The sequence below is a fragment of the Crocosphaera sp. UHCC 0190 genome (assembly GCF_034932065.1).
GTDB lineage: Bacteria > Cyanobacteriota > Cyanobacteriia > Cyanobacteriales > Microcystaceae > UHCC-0190.
On the sequence record NZ_JAYGHP010000007.1, the window covers coordinates 137,863 to 156,842 of the forward strand.

At 39.2% G+C, this 18,980-nt stretch carries 14 protein-coding genes; 10 read left to right on the forward strand and 4 right to left on the reverse strand.

Annotation, left to right across the window (positions count from 1 at the left end):
* Positions 1 to 190: 190 nt before the first annotated feature.
* On the forward strand, positions 191 to 2,299 hold the full coding sequence (locus VB715_RS12210; protein WP_323301487.1) for a protein kinase domain-containing protein: 2,109 nt from the start codon (positions 191 to 193) through the stop codon (positions 2,297 to 2,299).
* Between the two features lie 113 nt (positions 2,300 to 2,412).
* On the opposite strand, the gene VB715_RS12215 is transcribed toward VB715_RS12210, so the two are convergent.
* Entirely contained in the window at positions 2,413 to 3,459 is a 1,047-nt protein-coding gene (locus VB715_RS12215; protein WP_323301488.1) for a fatty acid desaturase, read from the reverse strand.
* A gap of 383 nt (positions 3,460 to 3,842) precedes the next feature.
* Here VB715_RS12215 and yidC point away from each other — a divergent pair, with 383 nt between their 5' ends.
* Positions 3,843 to 4,979: a membrane protein insertase YidC gene (gene yidC, locus VB715_RS12220; RefSeq protein ID WP_323301489.1), complete on the forward strand. Its 1,137-nt coding sequence runs from the start codon at positions 3,843 to 3,845 to the stop codon at positions 4,977 to 4,979.
* Positions 4,980 to 5,012: 33 nt separating this feature from the next.
* Positions 5,013 to 5,501 carry a protein jag gene (locus tag VB715_RS12225; RefSeq protein ID WP_323301490.1) on the forward strand — a complete coding sequence of 163 codons (489 nt, stop codon included), beginning with the start codon at positions 5,013 to 5,015 and terminating at the stop codon, positions 5,499 to 5,501.
* 76 nt (positions 5,502 to 5,577) lie between these two features.
* Here the strand turns inward: VB715_RS12225 and VB715_RS12230 are convergent, their stop codons facing one another.
* Entirely contained in the window at positions 5,578 to 6,168 is a 591-nt protein-coding gene (locus VB715_RS12230; protein WP_323301491.1) for a tetratricopeptide repeat protein, read from the reverse strand.
* A 227-nt stretch (positions 6,169 to 6,395) separates the two neighbouring features.
* On the opposite strand from VB715_RS12230, the gene VB715_RS12235 reads away from it, so the two are divergent.
* Positions 6,396 to 6,920, forward strand: a complete 525-nt coding sequence (locus VB715_RS12235) for a cytochrome (protein ID WP_323301492.1) — start codon at positions 6,396 to 6,398, stop codon at positions 6,918 to 6,920.
* 88 nt (positions 6,921 to 7,008) lie between these two features.
* On the opposite strand, the gene VB715_RS12240 is transcribed toward VB715_RS12235, so the two are convergent.
* A complete protein-coding gene (locus tag VB715_RS12240) occupies positions 7,009 to 7,428 on the reverse strand; it encodes a hypothetical protein (protein ID WP_323301493.1) in 420 nt (139 codons plus the stop codon).
* 821 nt (positions 7,429 to 8,249) lie between these two features.
* Here VB715_RS12240 and VB715_RS12245 point away from each other — a divergent pair.
* The 6 genes from VB715_RS12245 to VB715_RS12270 all read left to right on the forward strand — a co-directional run bounded on the left by VB715_RS12245 (position 8,250) and on the right by VB715_RS12270 (position 16,403).
* Complete coding sequence (locus VB715_RS12245) at positions 8,250 to 8,534, forward strand: hypothetical protein (protein WP_323301494.1); 285 nt, start codon at positions 8,250 to 8,252, stop codon at positions 8,532 to 8,534.
* A 95-nt stretch (positions 8,535 to 8,629) separates the two neighbouring features.
* Positions 8,630 to 9,625 carry a phosphatidylinositol-specific phospholipase C/glycerophosphodiester phosphodiesterase family protein gene (locus tag VB715_RS12250; protein ID WP_323301495.1) on the forward strand — a complete coding sequence of 332 codons (996 nt, stop codon included), beginning with the start codon at positions 8,630 to 8,632 and terminating at the stop codon, positions 9,623 to 9,625.
* Between the two features lie 136 nt (positions 9,626 to 9,761).
* Positions 9,762 to 11,102, forward strand: coding sequence for a PEP-CTERM sorting domain-containing protein (locus VB715_RS12255; RefSeq protein ID WP_323301496.1), 1,341 nt, complete (start codon positions 9,762 to 9,764; stop codon positions 11,100 to 11,102).
* Positions 11,103 to 11,145: 43 nt separating this feature from the next.
* Complete coding sequence (locus VB715_RS12260; RefSeq protein ID WP_323301497.1) at positions 11,146 to 13,110, forward strand: alkaline phosphatase; 1,965 nt, start codon at positions 11,146 to 11,148, stop codon at positions 13,108 to 13,110.
* 411 nt (positions 13,111 to 13,521) lie between these two features.
* Complete coding sequence (locus VB715_RS12265) at positions 13,522 to 15,018, forward strand: esterase-like activity of phytase family protein (protein ID WP_323301498.1); 1,497 nt, start codon at positions 13,522 to 13,524, stop codon at positions 15,016 to 15,018.
* A gap of 137 nt (positions 15,019 to 15,155) precedes the next feature.
* Positions 15,156 to 16,403 carry an esterase-like activity of phytase family protein gene (locus VB715_RS12270; RefSeq protein WP_323301499.1) on the forward strand — a complete coding sequence of 416 codons (1,248 nt, stop codon included), beginning with the start codon at positions 15,156 to 15,158 and terminating at the stop codon, positions 16,401 to 16,403.
* Between the two features lie 93 nt (positions 16,404 to 16,496).
* Here the strand turns inward: VB715_RS12270 and VB715_RS12275 are convergent, their stop codons facing one another.
* Positions 16,497 to 18,908: a phosphoketolase family protein gene (locus tag VB715_RS12275; RefSeq protein ID WP_323301500.1), complete on the reverse strand. Its 2,412-nt coding sequence runs from the start codon at positions 18,906 to 18,908 to the stop codon at positions 16,497 to 16,499.
* Between the last annotated feature and the right edge of the window lie 72 nt (positions 18,909 to 18,980).

The following is an 18,980-nucleotide window of genomic DNA, read 5'->3' on the forward strand; positions in this document are numbered from 1 at the left end:
CGCCTATCAACTTCATGAAAATTTTATCAATCTTAGTCACGGAATGCAGGTTGTTAGTTTTTGCAGAGTTTTGGGAATACTCATTATTAGATAGCTGTGCCGTTAACAAGGTTATTGAGGAGTGTCAGACTATCGCCTTTTTTTTCATCCCTTAACTTATCCATAAAAATGACTCAAGAGGAACCCAAAAATGTTGAATAAAATTTTCAATTTGTTTTCAGAAGATAGCCAAGATGATCAGGCAGCGATTGATGCTAATAAACTTAGAAAAAACATTAAAGATATTCAGCCAGGTTATCGCTTAGCGAATAAGTATGAAGTCACCAAGATCTTAGGAGAAGGAGGATTTGGTGCAACATTTTTAGTCAGGAGTTTAATGACAGCAGTGCCTGTTATTTATGTTGCTAAACTTCAAAAATTGGGAGAAGATGAATCCAGAAATTTAGACTTGTTAGAAAGATTTAAAAAAGAAGCACAGGTCCTACAACTATTAGGGGTTTCTCATGGACAAATACCCTCTTTAATTGATTTCTTTGATTTTGAAGGCAATTTTTATTTAATTCAAGAATTTATCCAAGGTAATACTTTAATGGATGAACTTCTTAAATATCTTAAACAAGGGTATGTTATGGCAGATAAACGGGCTATTGAGCTTATGCTATCTTTACTAGAAGTTTTAGAAACAGTTCATCGGCAAAAAATTATCCATCGGGATATTAAACCTGACAATATTATTTTACGTCAAGGAGACGGTAAACCTGTTTTGATTGACTTTGGTATTATTAAAGATGTAGCGACCTCTGATTTAGGAAAAACAGGTACAATTATCGGGACTCCTGGCTATTGTCCTATTGAACAACAAGTTGGTAAAACCTTCTTTCAAAGTGATTTATATGCCGTAGGAATGACGATGTTATTTTTAACAACAGGTGTTCCTCCCCATAAATTTGAAATAACTGAAAATTATGAATTAGATTTAACGCAAGTAGAGGATATGATTTCTACTCCTCTGTTATCTTGGTTAAAAGAAGCAACATCTGTTTTACCTCAAAATCGTTTTGCTTCAGCAGAAGAAATGAGAGAAGCACTTTTACATATTTATAATCTCGATTATGTAGTTCAAGGAATGGCTTTAGCGCGGGAAGAAAATCAAGAAGAACTGAGGGCATTACATGATGAAATTGATAGCTTAAAACAGGAACTAAGTCAATCAAAACAACAGGAAATGAAATCAATTAAGCACAAAACTATTCAGATAGAAGAGTTTAATCAGACACCTTCTGAAATGCCACAAATTCCTTCTAATCTTGAAGAAATTATCACCACTCAGATAGAAATTAATGGATTTAATGCCATTAAACGACTATTTAAGCGTAATGACTTAGATAGAGATCGCCTACAAATGAAAGATACCATTGATTATTGTGGGATTAATATTGATGGAGATGAAGCTAAAACCCTAATCAAATTGTATTTTAATGATGAAAATAATTTGATTTTTTCTCTCGTGTTATCCAACGGAGAAGAATCACAATTTCCCATTAATAGTATTCGGGGAATTTCGAGCAAAAAAGAGCTAATTATTGCTCGTGCTAAAGAATTAATGGAACAACCAGATAATCCTAATTCTCAGCCTTCACATAATCCGATTTCATCTGCTGATTATGATTACTCAATTAATCATCCTTTTCCTTCGGATAAAACCATTGAAGAACTCCTAGAAAAAGGATACATTGGGGTTGACTATGAATTAGTTATTGATAATGCTTTTGTGGTAGCTGCTAATCATAAATTTAAAGAACAAATAAAATGGGTAAGAACTCAACCTGATCAAGATGGGGATGTTGCTTTGATGACAAATGATACACAAGCTTTTGATCAACTTTTGGACTTTATGTTAGACAAATTTGGTTGGTGTCCTCAAGTTTATTCTAATCAAACTCCTCAAGAAATTTATATTTTCACTCCCAAAAATGAACAAGAAGAACAGGCAATTTATTTGGCAACAGTGGGAGACTTTGGATGGAAAGGATCACTCTATAGCTTAGAGTATAATGAGGCATATCGTGATAAATCTTGCCTCATTTTTGCCACTCAACCGAAAGATTCCCAAAAACAAGAATGGTTATTAGTTCAAGTGAATACCAAAAAGAAACAAATTTCTTGGAGTGTTCATGATGAATCTTTGGAAAAAGTTTATTATCTTTGGGCAGAAAGTATCAAGATTCCTGAACCAAAATTTAAGCCTACTGCTGACGAACTTATTGATGCTATAAAAAGTAAATTCCATACAGTTTAATTAGTTAGTTTCCAACCTGAAATTTTAGAAACTCGACAAAAAAGCGATCGCCTCTGAATAAAACAAGCGATCGCTTCAAACTTTAAAGTTCTATTTCCGATGAAAAAGAAAGGTTATTTACTCTGATAATATTGTTTGAAACTCTGATATTTTGTTTCAGGATGATAGAGATGACATTGAGTCGTAATCTCATCCATTAACTGCCAAGAAAAGCGCAGTTCACACAAATACTGTCCCCAGTTTTCTTTTAAACTTTGATGAGCCATGCGTAAATTATAGCTCGGAATTCCTGTCGAAATATGATGAGGAATATGTACATTAATATCGTGACAGAGAATTTCCACCCAACGGGGATAATCACAATGGACTGTACCACATAACTGTGCTTGCGCCTCATTCCATTCCGCTTCTTTGATAAAGGGAATACTAGGAATAGTATGGTGAACCAAAGTAAAGGTACTCATCCAAAAATGAAACACTAACCAAGGCAATAACCAAAACTTAACAACTCCCCAGACTCCTAGGGTAGCAAAAGCAATGGGAAAAGCAATAACAGCAGGGATAATTACCACTAAAGCAGAAAAACGAATCTGTTCCCGTTCTTTGCCTTCAAATTTAGTCCAGTCAAAGTGAATTTTTACCCAATGAACTACAGAAGCAAACCACCAAAACCGTCCTCGTAACCTCTGATATCCCCACTTTTCAAAAGAAGAAAAGCTTTCATAAAATTCTGGAGTAAACGGGTCCCAGGCGTTATCAACATCAAGTTTATTGGTATGTTTATGATGATAATTGTGGAGAATGCGCCAACCATGAAAAGGATAAATTAGGGGCAAAAAAACCGCATGACCAACTAAATCATTCACCCAGGTTTTATTAGAAAAGGAACGATGACCACAGTCATGACCAATCACAAAAAAACCCGTCATGGCAGTTCCTGTAAACCCCCAGGCAATGGGTAATAAATACCAAGGAGAAACGGCGATGGCAGCCCATCCTAATGCTACCATTGACACAGTAAGAACCACTTTAAACCAAGCTTTACGAGGATTTTTAACAAATACCTCAGCAGGTAACGTATTAAGAATATCTCGCAACCGAATATTTTCATCCAGTTGGGGTGAGACTGACGGTTGAGATTGAGTAAGCAATGTTGTCATGAAAAACTGATGATAGTAAAAGTGTGAATTCAGAGTAACTAAGGGAAAACCGGCCCATAAGAACTCTTGAAGCCATGCAGGAGCAGAAATTATAGCTCAATCAAGGCTAAAATTACCCGTTACTGGGTCTTAATAGTTATATCACAATCTAAGGACAACCTTCTTCAGTTCACCTAAAAATAGATTTTTTAAAATACTGTTCAAATTACTACTGGTAACGTGGAGAGGAGAAGAAATTGAACCAGAGAAGTTATTCAAACCAGAAAAATAGAAACCCCTTTAATGAGAACATAAATACTATAAAAAAACGCCAAAAATGAATAATTGGGGTTTTATCATACAATAAATAATAACCTAAAAGGAAATAACTTGGATTAAGACGAATGGACTTTGGTGTCGGATTTATTTCCACAAATATTATGCTGCCAATCCTGGATTTTTTCTACGGGATTGTGCCGAGCTACGGTTTTGCAATTATTGCCTTAACCCTAGTCATTCGCTTGGGTTTGTACCCACTCAGTGCGGGGCAAATTCGCAATATGCGAAAAATGCGAATTACTCAACCTTTAATGAAAGAGCGACAGGCAGAAATTCAAACTCGCTATAAGGATGATCCGGCCAAACAACAAGAAGAAATGGGGAAACTGATGCAAGAGTTTGGCAACCCCTTGGCCGGTTGCTTACCCCTAGTGCTGCAAATGCCGATTCTCTTTGCCTTATTTGCGACATTACGGGGGTCGCCCTTTTCTGATATCAACTACACCGTTGATGTCCAAATTCTTCCCCAAGAACAAATTGAACGGGTTATCCCTCAACCCTTTGCCACCAAACCGAGTAATATTTACATCACTGACGGCCTTCACTATCCGATTTCAGCCCTATTACCCGCAGGTAATACCTTAGGAGTAGGGGATAAGACAAACGTTGAATTTCAAACGGCTGAAGGTCAATCTCTTTCCCAATTAGTGGCCCAGACTCCTGAAAACGCCATTAATCCCAACTATCAGGTCACAAAAGGTTCAGAAAGACTGAAAATTAATGAAAATGGCACGGTTGAAGCTTTGGCCCCAGGCGATGCCACTATTCAAGCCACCATTCCAGGCCTTGCAGCTAATACCGGATTCCTCTTTATCAAAGCCTTGGGACAGGTTGGAGTCGTGGGTGAAGATGGCAGCATTAACTGGGATATCCTGGGCATGGTGTTATTCTTTGGTTTGAGCATTTATATCAACCAAGAATTGTCAGGATCATCCGGTGGAGGGGCCCAACAACAACAGGCAGTTAATAAGATTACCCCTGTGATTTTTAGTGGGATGTTTTTGTTCTTCCCCTTACCGGCCGGGGTCTTGATGTATATTGTAGTAGCAAATATTTTTCAGACCCTACAAACCGTTATTTTGATGCGGGAACCTTTGCCAGAAAACTTGCAAAAATTAGTAGAACAGCAAGAAAAAGCCGAAAAAGTCAAGGAAGCCCTGCCCTTTGAGAAGCGTTCCAAGAAAAAAGAGAAAACCTCTTAAATTGCCAGTTAAGTGTAGGTTAAAGTTGTCAATATGGAGCAACAAGAACATCATGGAAAACAATGGTTGGAAACCCTCTTGGATTTAATGGGGTTGCCAGCCGAAGTGACCATTGAATATCGGAAAAGTGAAGTTGGGGAATCGGATGAGTGTTGGTTAATTATTGATGACACTCAATTTACCCCTGAACAAATTGCAATTTTGATTGGGGAAAGAGGAGAAGGAATTGATGCTATCCAGTATCTGGCCAATACCTTAATTAATCTAAGTGTTGATGATTCTCAACAACAGGGATTTACCATTGAACTAAATGGTTATCGTTGGAAGCGTTATGAAGAACTGAAAGCTTGGACAGAACAGGTGGCTCAACAAGTTCGTCAAACTGGGCAAGAGGTCGAAATGACTTCTCTTTCGTCGGCAGAGCGTCGTCAAATTCATACATTTTTACAAGATGTAGAAGATTTGGAGACGGAAAGTCGCGGACAAGAACCTGATCGCCGTTTAGTGGTTAAACCCCGATAATTGTCTAACAATTCTGCTTAAAAAGTCCGCAGTTGCGGGCTTTTTTGTTTACAGCCAATAACGATAGTATCTATCCTTAAAGATTTGGATTAGACTGAGGCTGAGAATTCAAATTAAGGGGATCGGGATTCGTTACCGGATCACGATTAAGAGGATCGGGACTCGGCGCGGGATTGGGATTAAGAGAATCAAAATTCGGGATTAGATTCAGGTTGAGAGGCTCGGGGCTTGATGTAGGATTGGGATTGGCAGGAGCTTGATTGGTGTTAGGAGAAGGGGCAGATGCCTGATTCTGTGCCTGTTTCATCTGTTTGAGAACGCTTTGATATTCTTGATTGTCTGGGGCTAATTTGACCAATTTTTCCATGGGTGGGATGGCTTTATCTAAGTCTTTCCCTTGTATTTGCGTCGCCACTAAAGTTTTTAAAGCTTGTTCTAACCCTTGTTTGGCCGTGGGGTTATCGGGTTCTCTTTTTAAAACCGTTTCATATCCTTGCACCATAGACTGTAATTGTTCATCTAGGGTAGGATTATTACTGTCGATAGGTTGTTCAGAAGAAGGTTGTCGAAAGGAAAAGCCAGCAACAGTCATTGTAGCGAGTAAGGCTAAGCCAGACACAATCGTCACCACTCGTTGAAAGATTTTTGGAGAAGAATTATCAGACATAATTTAGAATTTAGGGTTAAGTATTTTATTTTATGATTATTGTCGCCACTTTGATTGTACAATGCCCCTCGCCAAGCCCTATCAATCAATAATTTTGAATTCTGCATCACCATTTGCATCAATTCCACACCATAACAAACAAAATCAAAAAATCCCTTAATCTGATTGCTACAATAATCAACAAGAAAATTAAGACAAATCGAAGGGTTTGATAGAGTTTAGTGTTCATGTCTCTTTTGAAACGTGGGAATTTCTTGTCTTTCGTCATTTCATTGGCGATCGCTCTGTGGTGTGTCAGTATTGGTTGGAGTTTTACCCAAGCCTTAGAAACATCTCCCATCCTACTAGCTCAATCCCAGACTTCGTCTCGTCCTCGTACTGAAGTGGGTAAAGAGCTTTATGTTTCTACTTGTTCAGGATGTCATATTCCCATTCCTCCAGAAGTGTTACCCACAGAAACCTGGCAAGAACTTTTAGAAAAGCCGAATAAACATTATGGAACTTCCATTCCCAACTTTATCCGCTTGAGTCAAGTCCTGATCTGGGATTATCTAAAAACTTCTTCCCGTTCTATCCTTATTAAAGATGCTCCGATACCTTTCTATATTGAACAATCCCAATATTTTAAGATCCTTCATCCTCGCGTTGAATTTACAGAACCCATCACCCATAAAAGTTGTCTAATCTGTCATCCAGGGGTCAAAGAGTTTGATTATCGAACCTTAACCCCTGAATGGCAAGATGCGCCTTAAGGCTCTTGAAATGTACTTCCGTTAAGCTGATTCTGTAACGGGAGTGGATTTCAAATAGACTTTAACAAGATCAACCCTAGCCCATAAGTTATTCATAAACCCGATTGATAAGATTAGGATGACTACGGCGACTCATCCGGTAAGTAAACTCACTCACAGAACAGTTTGGTGTATCTGGATCGGGAGTAGAAGTTGTGCGTTCCCAGTCTTCCCGTCTAGCGAGTCTTGTGGTGATTTTTCCTTCTTCAGAACGAGATAAACGCATCCAGATTTTGCCATGCTCTTCGCAAAAAAATTCTTCTAACCAAACATCCCGATCAACCCAAATAGAATTTTGTGTGGCTAAAAAACTGGCTTTTTTAGGGGTCAGACCAAATCCATGTTGAATTTCTGATTTTCCTTGGTAAAAGATAAAATATTTATGTCCACCTACTCGCCATAATCGACGATTACATTGAGGACAGTGAAACTTTGGCCCATTCTTTTTTCGGCTTCTTTTGTTAGGCATCTGAATTCTATTTTTTGCTTTAAAGTGTTTAAAAGTATTAGGTTTTTACCAAACCCAAAAGACTAAGCTAATGCTTAAAAAAGTCCACAAAGTAAACTCCACTAAAATTAGATCGTTAGAATTTAAGAAATAAGTAATTTCTTAAGCTTTTCCAAACGACAAGTCATAAAAAAGGGTTTGACAGATTAGGAACAATACCGTTCTGATTCAGTCTAAAACGTTAATCAGAAGGCCAGCAAAATAGATGTAAATAAGTCAAGACTCAATGGAGAATATATCAAATAATAAAAAATAAATCAAGAGCAAAATAGTAAAAAAGAAATATATCTTATCGAATTATTAACAATTGACTTTTTCCAGTATATTTTAGGTAATTAAGTTCAATTTAATGATTAAAAATGTCCCGATTTTTTGAGTAAAATTAATTTATAAATGATTATTTCTCACGGTCAATAGTGGCAAATATAAATGTATAAAATTGATGTTTTTAGACTGCCAAGACCATTTCCTTTAATGATTTGGCTCATTTTGGGAGGAGTTTCCTTGTTTATAAAATTCACCCTGAAACCCAAAGATAAAATTACACTAAATTCCCCTGTAAGAAACTGAAAATCAATCAGTGATAAGTTTACCAATGATAATTTGTCACGTTCTGATGATGATCAATGAGATATGATATGGATATAATACAAAACAGGTAACGGGCAAGATCATAACTTTTATGGTTATGGTTATGGCTTTATTTTGTTGATATTTATTAGGCAAATAGTTATAAAATGGATATAAAAAAAACACAAATTAATAAAATCTCTATAAAACAAATGATAAAAGAGATTCAATATTGGCAGGAAAATAGCCAAATTCCTTATACTATTTATTATCGTAAATCTGGAATCATTATTGGCATTTATTCTAGAGATGAATTAGAAGAATCAGGGATTTTATTTGTGAACAAAGATTACTCTGATCCCGCTTTGGTTCTTGAATTAATCCATCATCACTGTCATATTCTTAATGAAGAAATCCTGATCTATACTTGGGATGCAAAAGCGATGGAAGCTTATGAATCCGTCGTTCCTCGCTTCTACCGTTTAGTAGATTTATAAACACATTTAAACCAATCTTCTTGATTTCATAGACAGAATTTAACGTAACTTCCCTAAACTTCTCTTAGTTAGCTGTTGAGGAGTGTTAATTAACCATGTTGCGTTATTCTGGAATGAGTCTTCTCAGCCGTTCTTTTGCGATCGCCACTTTTGCGGTCGGTTGTTGCGCTTCTCAAGGAAACGCCCAATCCTATCCTTATCCTAACCCTCCTGCGCCTTCTAGCTACTCCGTACCTAATACCCATTCCCACAATGACTACGAGCATACCTATCCACTCTTTGATGCTCTTAGTGACGGTTTTATTAGCGTTGAGGCGGATATTTGGCTTTATGCTGATGATAATGAGAATTTGCGAGTAGCACACGATCCCGTGGCCGATCCTAGCACTTTACCAACTTTGCAAGAGCTTTACCTAACGCCCTTACAAAATTTAGTTATTCAGAATAATAATGGCGGGGTTTATGCTGATGGTACACCAATAAATCTCTTGATTGATATTAAGAGTGAAGGGGTTTCTACCTATACGAGACTCGCTCAAATTCTGGCTGAGTATACAGCAGTTACCCCCGGATTATTCACTACTTATACCAAAAATGGGGATAATGACTATACTGTGTCTCCAGGGGCAGTCACTGTCCTGATTTCAGGCAACCGTCCCCTAGATCTGATGCTTTCCCAGACTTTGCGCTATGCGGGATACGATGGACGTAGTAGCGATATTGGCACAGGAATTTCCCCTGGTTTTATGCCTCTGATTAGTGATAATTGGAACAATGTTTTCTTTGGGGATGCAGCTTGGAATGGTATAGGTACAATTCCAGCAGCGACACAAGGGAAATTAGACAGCATTGTTGCTCAAGTGCATGGTGAGGGAAAAATCCTGCGTTTTTGGAATTTACCCCAAGATGCGCCCAGTGTTTGGGGGCCTCTTTTTGATGCGGATGTTGATTTAATCAATACTGATAATTTAGCAGGATTATCCGAATTTGTCCAGGCGCAGCAAGCAGTGCCTGAACCTGGGACAGTAGTAGGTTTAGCCCTATTTGGACTGTCTGCTTTAGGAATAAAACGCAAGTATTCTAAACAATAATTTGGTGAAAGAGAGTAGGAGTAATTCATGAATTACTCCTACAGCTTATTGCCTAAACTTGCCAATGGCTGTATTTTTTCTGACCTCTTACTCCCCATTTATTTCTCTTTCTTGTTAACTAACCCAGTAATTAAAAATGAAACCAATTTCAACCCATTCTTTGATTGCTTGGGGATTAGGATTGTTAGCCTCATTTTCTCCTTTTTCTCAGGCACAAGCGTCTAATTTTCGCATTGCAACTTACAATACTTCTTTGAGTCCAAATAGTCAAAATGCTTTGATTCAAGCTCTTTCACTTGCTCCTGATGATGCGGCATATAATACCGATCCTCTAGCAATTCAAGCTCGTCAAATTGCAGAAGTAATTCAACGCATTAATCCTGATATTATTCTGCTCAACGAGTTTAATTATGATCCCACTGCTCCCACTCAAGCAGCTACTCTTTTTCAGCAAAATTATCTCTCTGTCGGGCAAAATATTTCAGGAAATCCAGCCGCAAATCCGATTAATTTTAGTGAGTTTTTTGTGCGTCCTGGTTCAACAACAGATCCCTTTAATACAGGTATTGCTTCGGGATTTGATTTGGATAACAATGGAGTGATTGTTACGACCCCAGAAACCCCAGGTTATGCGGGAGATGCTTGGGGATTTGGCAATTACCCTGGACAATATGGCATGGTGGTTTATTCAAAATATAATATTTTGGAGGATCAAGCCCGTACTTTTCAAAATTTCTTATGGCTAGATATGCCTGGAAATTTGTTAACTGATATTACTGGAAATGCCACTGATGATTGGTATACTCCAGAGGAAGCGGCTCTATTTCCCCTTTCTTCTAAGAGTCATTGGGATCTTCCTATTGATGTTAACGGTGAAACTATTCACGTTTTAGCTAGTCATCCAACTCCCCCAGTTTTTGATGGAGAAGAAGATCGTAATGGACGAAGAAACTTTGATGAAATTCGTCTTTGGAATGACTATATTACCCCAGGTCAAAATAGTTATATTTATGATGATAATGGGATTTTTGGAGGGATTGCTTCTGGGTCAAAATTTATCATTATGGGAGATCAAAATGCTGATCCTAATGATGGGGATAGTGTACCAGGGGCGATTAATCAACTACTCAATAATCCTCTGACTAACACCAGTAAAACGCCTTCTAGTTTAGGGGGCGTAGAATATCCTGATCGTGATTTTTCCCATACGGGGAATCCTGCCTATGATACCGCAGCTTTTACGGGAGGATTAAGGGTCGATTATGTGCTACCTTCAGCGAATTTATCAATTATTGATGCCCAGGTATTTTGGCCAACTCCTAATAGTCCTTTTGATTCATTAAATAGTGCTTCGGATCATCATTCTGCATTTGTAGATCTGAGTACCACTTCTGTGCCTGAGCCTTCAACCATTTTAGGAATTTTAGCTTTAGGTATCGGCGGTTTGTTCTCCTCAAAAAACCGCAAGTCTAACTAAAGCCCAACTTTGTCCATCACATTAACTTACGGAGCAAAACAAAATGAACTCTTTGTTCAACATTAACCTCAATTCCACCTTCTCAAAAGCGATCGCCTTCAGTCTAGTAGGATTAGTAGGAACTATTTCCCTAACTCCTAACATTGCTCAAGCAGCTACTGTAACCAATACCAAGAATGTCATCATCATGATTGGAGATGGCATGGGTTGGGAAATGGCCCGCGCTGCTGCTATTCAGGAACAAATTAATGCAGGGAATCTGGGCAATAGCCTGAGTGATTTTTACACATCAGGTAAAGGGTCAGGATTGGCTTTCCAAGAGCTTTCTAACTATGTCCTATCAACCACCTACGGAACAACCATTGCTCCCGCTAATGGAACCTTTAACACGAGTAACTCTGCCATAGAAGGCAATAACATAACAGGTGAAGGTAATGTTTTACCTGGTTTTGTCTTCGATCCCACCTTCAACCCAGGTACAACCCCCACTGGAGGTGCTTCTAATCCTAACCCCTATGCAGTAGGTAATCTCGTTGGTTATGATCCTATTCGGGGTGGACTTGTTCCTTGGGATGCAGCTTATTATGGGGGGGCAATTCCTCCAGGATTTGACAAAGAATACATCAAATATAGCTATCCTGACTCAGCGAATACGGCAACTACCCTCTACACAGGGGTTAAAAGTTACAACAGTGCCATCGGTGTTGATATTTACGAGCAACCCTTAGATTCTGCCTTAAAGATTGCCTCAGAAGCAGGGAAATCTACAGGTTTGGTCACTTCCGTTCCTATCGATCATGCTACTCCAGGAGCGGCTGCAGCTAACGTCAACCGTCGTAATAAACTCGATCAGCCCTATCCTTTACTCGATAACATTCTGCAACAGGAACTCCGCATCTTTCAGCCCACTGTGCTATTAGGAGGAGGTAATCCTGCGAGTAATCCCCTTCCCCTTCAACCTGATGTAGAACCGCCCCAAGACTTCACCTATATCACCCAAGACACCTACGACTACCTTGTCGCTAATCCCAATAGTAACCGCTACGGCTACCAATTTTTGGAAAGTGGCCCCAATGCGACGGCAACCCTGTTAGCGGCGGCGGCTTTAATCGATCCCAATAACCTCGGTAATCGTCTTTTAGGACTCTATGGGGCAGAAGGACAAAACGGGAACTTACCCATCAATTCGGCGGATGGAACTTACCAAAATACAGGGTTAGATATGTTCTCTTTGTATAGTTCTGCTCAAGCAGGAAATCCTAACAATATTACCCCTGGTATTCCTAATCCTGACACAGTGCGCCCTCTCCAACCTGGAGAAACCGACGAGGAATTTATCGCCCGTCAGTTAGATGAAAATCCTCGCCTCAAAGACTTAACCCAAGCAGCTTTAACGGTGTTGGAGAAAGATCCTGATGGTTTCTGGTTGATGGTTGAAGCTGGCGATATTGATTGGGCCGCCCATGATAACAACCTCGATAACTTAATTGGTGCAGTATCCGATTTTAATGATTCTGTTGACTATGTAATGGATTGGATTGCTAATAATGGCGGTTGGGAGGAGAACTTATTAATTGTTACAGCCGACCATGACCATTATTTCACCCTCAATGATAATTTTCCTGAACTGTTACGAACCGTCGGGGCCCATGATTTGACCTATTCAAATAATACTCCCGCGAGTGCTGGTCATTTCTGGGGTTCTGCTGGCTCTGATCCCGCTAATGCTGACTCTTTGGTCAAGTATGACTGGGGTACTCATAGCAATCGTCCTGTTCCCGTCTATTTTCAAGGGAATGGGTCAGAAGTGCTGCTTAATTCCGTCGGTCAAGGTTATGACGCTTATGGTAATGCTATTCCAGGGATTCCTGGATTGGTGGATCAAGTCCATACTGCCAAGACTCAGATTCAAGCACTACAAACAGTTCCTGAACCTGGTTCAGTGCTTGGCTTCTTAACCCTTGGACTTTTAGGACTTGGTTCAAAGCTCAAACAAAAAATTAAATAAGGGACAAGCTGAGACAATTTGATCTAAAGTCTAGCGACACATTCTCGTAGGGGTCAACGGCCGTTGACCCCTACAACATCCACATCCATCGTCCAAGTTGATGAAAATGGTATAACTGAACTGTCTCCGTACATTTCAACGATAAATTGCTGAAGGCCTTATTTGATAAATCTGGGAAAAGTAGAGGATTAATCATTTCTTAGAAGGAATTTAATCGAATCATAAAAAACGTCCTCTAATATGGGCTTTTGAAACTCTTTTTAGAAAACTCATAATCTTTTAGAAATTTTAGGTTTTCTTAGTAGAAGAAAACAAAAGTTCACCTAAAATAACGGAGCAAGCTGGTAATTTTTTTCCCAGCAACCCCTAAAATTCTCAAAATCAAGTTGCCAAATTTAGCATTTTTGAAGCATGATGAAATCCACAAAAACTTTCCTTTCCGCATTCATCAGTACCTTAAGTTTGTCTGTTTTGACCATTCCAGCAGCCTTTGCTAACTCTTTAGTAAATACCATAGTGATTCCAGGGAATGCAACGGATTTAAGTGGTCAACCTAATAGTCCTAATGGTAATCGCCTTGGCGGTTTTTTCTCCGATCTTTATTATGATAAAGCTAACAATGTCTACTATGGCTTAAGCGATCGCGGGCCTGGTGGCGGAACCATTGCTTATGATACAAGGGTGCAAAAATTTACCTTGGATGTTGATCTCAATACTGGGGCAATTAGTAATTTTAACTTGCTTGATACGATTCTATTTACCCAGAATGGTCAAAACTTCGATGGCTTAAATCCTAGAGTTCTCAATGGTGATAGTGCAGTTCTTGGTTTAAGCTTTGACCCTGAAGGCTTTGTAGTGGCTCCTAATGGGAATTTTTACGTCTCTGATGAATATGGCCCCTCTGTCTATGAATTTGATTCTAGCGGGTCATTTTTACGCGCATTCATGACCCCTGATAATCTTATTCCCAAAGAAGGTGCTACTTCTAATTATGTAGATGGTCGCGGTACAATCACGACAGGTCGTCAGGATAATCGCGGTTTTGAAGGATTAGCTATTAGTCCCGATGGCACAAAATTATTAGCCATGTTACAAGATCCTTTAGTCAATGAAGGAACCTCTGGAACCTCTGATGATGGTCGCTACAGTGGTAATTTAAGAATTGTTGAATTTGATACTATTACTGGTAATAGTACGGCTCAATATATTTATCAATTGGAAAGTCTTGTTGATATCAATGATCGTATTCCTGGAACAGCTAATGATTTTCCTGCAACCAGTCAGGGACGAAATATTGGAATTAGTGCCATTATTGCTATTAATAACCATGAATTTTTAGTTCTAGAACGAGATAATCGAGGTCTTGGAGTTGATGCGCCTACTGTTGCTGATGTTGCTAATACTCCTGTTGGTAGTAAACGGATTTATAGCATTGATATTACAGGAGCAACGGATGTTAGTGGGATTAGTTTGGCTGGAACAAATACCTTACCTGGTGGGATAATTCCTGTTAGTAAATCTCTCTTTTTGGATATTCAAACCGCATTAGACAATGCTGGACAAATCATTCCCGAAAAAATTGAAGGTTTAGCCATTGGGCCTCAATTAAATGATGGCAGTTATGCCCTGTTGATTGGAACAGATAGTGATTATAGTGTTACTCAAAATGGTAGTAATGTTCAATTTAATGTCTGTACTGATTTCGTGAGTCAATCAGTTAATGACGTTGCCATTCAAGATTCCTGTCCTCAAGGACTGGATTTAATTCCCACCTATCTCTATTCTTTCAAGGAATCCGTTCCTGATTTTGTCCCCCGTGAAACCGTTCCAGAACCGAGTGCAATTCTTGGATTAATTAGCTTAGGTTTAGGAGGAGTAATCCTCAGAAAAGGTCGTAAATTCCTTTAATTTATTGCTCTTGCATGAAACTTGTAGGGTGGGCAATGCCCACCGCGCCATTAATTTTGATTAGGTACTTGACTTCAATCACTCAACTATCTTGAGAACTTTTTCCGCAACTACACTCATTAATCAGGCAACTAATTATGCTAAAAGTCAACCAACATTCAATCGTAACTGCTGGCCTATTAAGTAGTGTAATTCTTGGACTGGTTAATCCCCAACCGATTCAAGCTTCTTCTTTGCAATTAAACTTTTTAGGTCAATCAATTGTTCAAACTGGAGCAAGTTTTGGCGGAACACAGGTTGGTGGTTTATCAGGAATTGACTATGATCCCACTTCGGGAAATTATTATGCTAATTCTGATGATCGCAGTTCTATTAATCCCGCAAGATTCTACACTCTTACGTTAGATTTAAGTCAATTTAACAACGATGGAAATAATAGTGGTGTAACTTTTACTGATGTTACTACCCTTTTACAAGCCAATGGTCAACCTTTCGCTGCCAATAGTCTTGATCCTGAAGATATTACATTAGTGAATGGAAATGTCTATATCCCCTCAGAAGGAGAGGTTTCTACTAATCGCATTGTTAATCCTTTTCTGAATCGCTTTAATATTAGCACAGGGCAACAAAATCAAGCTTTATCGATTCCTTCTCAATTTATTCCTCAACCTAATTCTATTCCAACAACCAGTGGGGTTCGCAATAATTTAGCTTTAGAAAGTTTAACCGTCACTCCTGATTTACGCTACCTATTTACTGCCACTGAAAATGCTTTAGTCCAAGACGGTTCTATAGCAACCCTAAGTAACAGTAGTCCATCGCGGATTTTGCAGTACGATCTAACCACAGGACAACCCATTGCTCAATTTATCTATAATACTGACCCCGTTGCCCTTGCCCCTAATCCTACTGGTCAATTTAACACCAATGGGTTAGTGGATTTATTAGCCTTGGATAATAGTGGTGAGCGATTTTTAGCCTTAGAACGGTCTTTTTCTGTTGGTGCGGAGGGAACCCCAGGAAATACGGGCAATACCGTCAAAATTTTTGAAGTTTCCTTAGCAGGGGCGACGGATATTAGTGGATTATCCTCCATTAATGGACAACCTAACCTGATTGCTGCTCAAAAGACCCTTCTTTTGGATTTAACCACCTTGGGTATCCCCATTGATAACCTTGAAGGGTTGGCTTTTGGGGAAACTCTGACTAATGGTAATCGTTCTTTAATTTTAGTTAGCGATAATAACTTTAGTCCGACCCAATTTACTCAATTTTTGGCGTTTGAAGTTGAATCTCAATCTGTTCCTGAACCCTCATCTATTTTAGGATTTGGCTTATTAGGAATCTTCGGACTGCGGAGACTTCTTGCTAAACCGTTGCACTAACAGGTGAACTTTTTTCTAATTGGAGATTGAAGGTAATTTTGAGATCCTTTCCAAAAGTAGGGACAATTCATAAATTGTCCCTACAATTAATAATTAAAACGGCCATTTCCAGTTAGTAATCTCTGGCTTGTCAATGCCATTTTCGTAAGCATAAGCCCGATGTTCAATAATCGCATTCTTCATGCGTTGTTGAACATAAGCAGCAGCAGAACCTAATTTTGGCACCCGATCAATCACATCCAAAACTAAGTTAAAGCGATCAATTTGGTTATTCATCGCCAACTCTAAGGGTGTATTAATATTGCCCTTTTCTTTATAACCCCGCACATGAAGATTATGATGGTTTGTATGACGATAGGTTAACTTATGAATTAACCAAGGATAACCATGAAAATTGAAAATGATTGGCTTATCTGTGGTAAACAAAGTATCAAAATCCCGTGCAGATAATCCGTGAGGATGTTCTGATTCTGGTTGCAGTTTAAACAAGTCCACCACATTAATAAACCGGACTTTTAATTCAGGGAATTCTTCCCTTAAAATAGCAGTTGCTGCTAAAGATTCTTGAGTAGATACATCTCCACAGCAAGCCATAATTACATCAGGATGATCCGGTTCTTTCCCACAGTCATCATTACTGGCCCATTCCCAAATGCCAATGCCTTTGGTGCAGTGTTTAACGGCATCTTCCATGTTTAAGAATTGGAGATGTTTCTGTTTGTCTGCAACAATTACATTGACATAATCTTTGCTTTTTAAACAGTGATTGGCTACGGATAATAAACAGTTAACATCAGGGGGAAAATAAACCCTGACTACTTCTGCACTCTTATTAGTTACTAAGTCAACATAACCAGGATCTTGATGGGAAAACCCGTTATGATCTTGTCGCCAAACTGTCGAAGAAAGCAGAATATTTAAAGAAGAAACAGGCGCACGCCAAGGCACTTCATGTTTACAAATATCTAACCATTTTGCGTGTTGATTAAACATGGAATCCACCACATGAGCAAAGGCTTCATAAGTGTTGAAAAAGCCATGACGACCTGTTAATAAATACCCTTCTAACCAGCCTTGTAAGGTATGTTCACTTAACATTTCCATCACCCGACCATCCCTGGTGATTTCGGTGCCGTCTGCATCCTCTTCTAAGATATCAGCCATCCAAACTTTTTTACTAACTTCATAGATAGCATCTAAACGGTTAGATGCGGTTTCATCTGGGCCAAAAACACGGAAACTGGTCATGTTATTAGCCATGACATCCCGCAAAAAATTGCCCAAAGGTCTGGTATTTTCCGCTTCTACTGCACCGGGTTTGTCCACTTCTACGCCGTATTCCCGAAAATCAGGCATTTTCAGGTCTTTTCGTAAGATTCCCCCATTAGCGTGAGGGTTGGCACTCATGCGACGGTTTCCGGTAGGGGCCAAGTCTTTTAACTCAGGTAAGAGTTTACCCGTTGCGTCAAAAAGTTCTTCCGCTTTGTAGCTTTTTAACCAGTCTTCTAATATCTTGATGTGTGCAGGGTTGCCGTGCATTCCTGATAAGGGGACTTGGTGCGATCGCCAAAAATCTTCAGTCTTTTTGCCATCTACGAAGGCGGGGCCAGTCCATCCTTTAGGAGAGCGTAACACAATCATCGGCCACATGGGACGTTTCGCAACCCCACTACTACGAGCCTCTTGTTGAATTTGCTTAATCTCTAAAATGACCGTTTCTAGGGTTGCAGCCATTTTTTGGTGCATAATTTCGGGGTCGGAACCTTCCACAAAATAGGGTTTATAACCATACCCTTTAAAGAGATATTCTAATTCTTCGTGACTAATACGGGCTAAGATGGTGGGATTGGCAATTTTATAACCATTTAGGTGTAAAATTGGCAAAACTGCCCCATCTCGAATTGGGTTAAGGAACTTGTTAGAATGCCAAGCAGTGGCTAAGGGGCCGGTTTCTGCTTCTCCGTCTCCCACTACCGCAACGGTAATGAGATCAGGGTTATCTAAGACTGAACCGTAAGCATGGGATAAACTATAGCCTAATTCTCCTCCTTCATGGATAGAACCAGGGGTTTCTGGGGTGCAATGACTACCGATACCACCGGGGAAGGAAAACTGTTTAAAAAAGGCTTTCATTCCTTCTTCATCTTCACTTTTTTCGGGGTAAACTTCTGAATAGGTTCCTTCTAGATAAACAGGCCCTAAAACGCCAGGGGCCCCATGGCCAGGGCCGGCCATATAAACAGTATCTAAATCGTATTTTTTAATGAGTCGGTTGAGGTGAATATAGATAAAACTTAGGCCAGGACTTGAACCCCAATGACCTAATAAACGATTTTTGACTTGTTCTTCTTTTAAGGGTTCTTTAAGTAAGGGATTATCCCGTAAATAAATCATCCCAACGGCGAGATAGTTACAAGCACGCCAATAAGCATGAATTTTACGCAATTCTTCGGGAGATAGAGGATTATCTAATATTATTGTTGTTGGGGAGGGTGCCTGAACCATAATCTTCTCCTTATAATTACCAAGTTAATTAAGCATCTTGCTTAACAACTTTTTATTTTGCCTTAGTTTGTG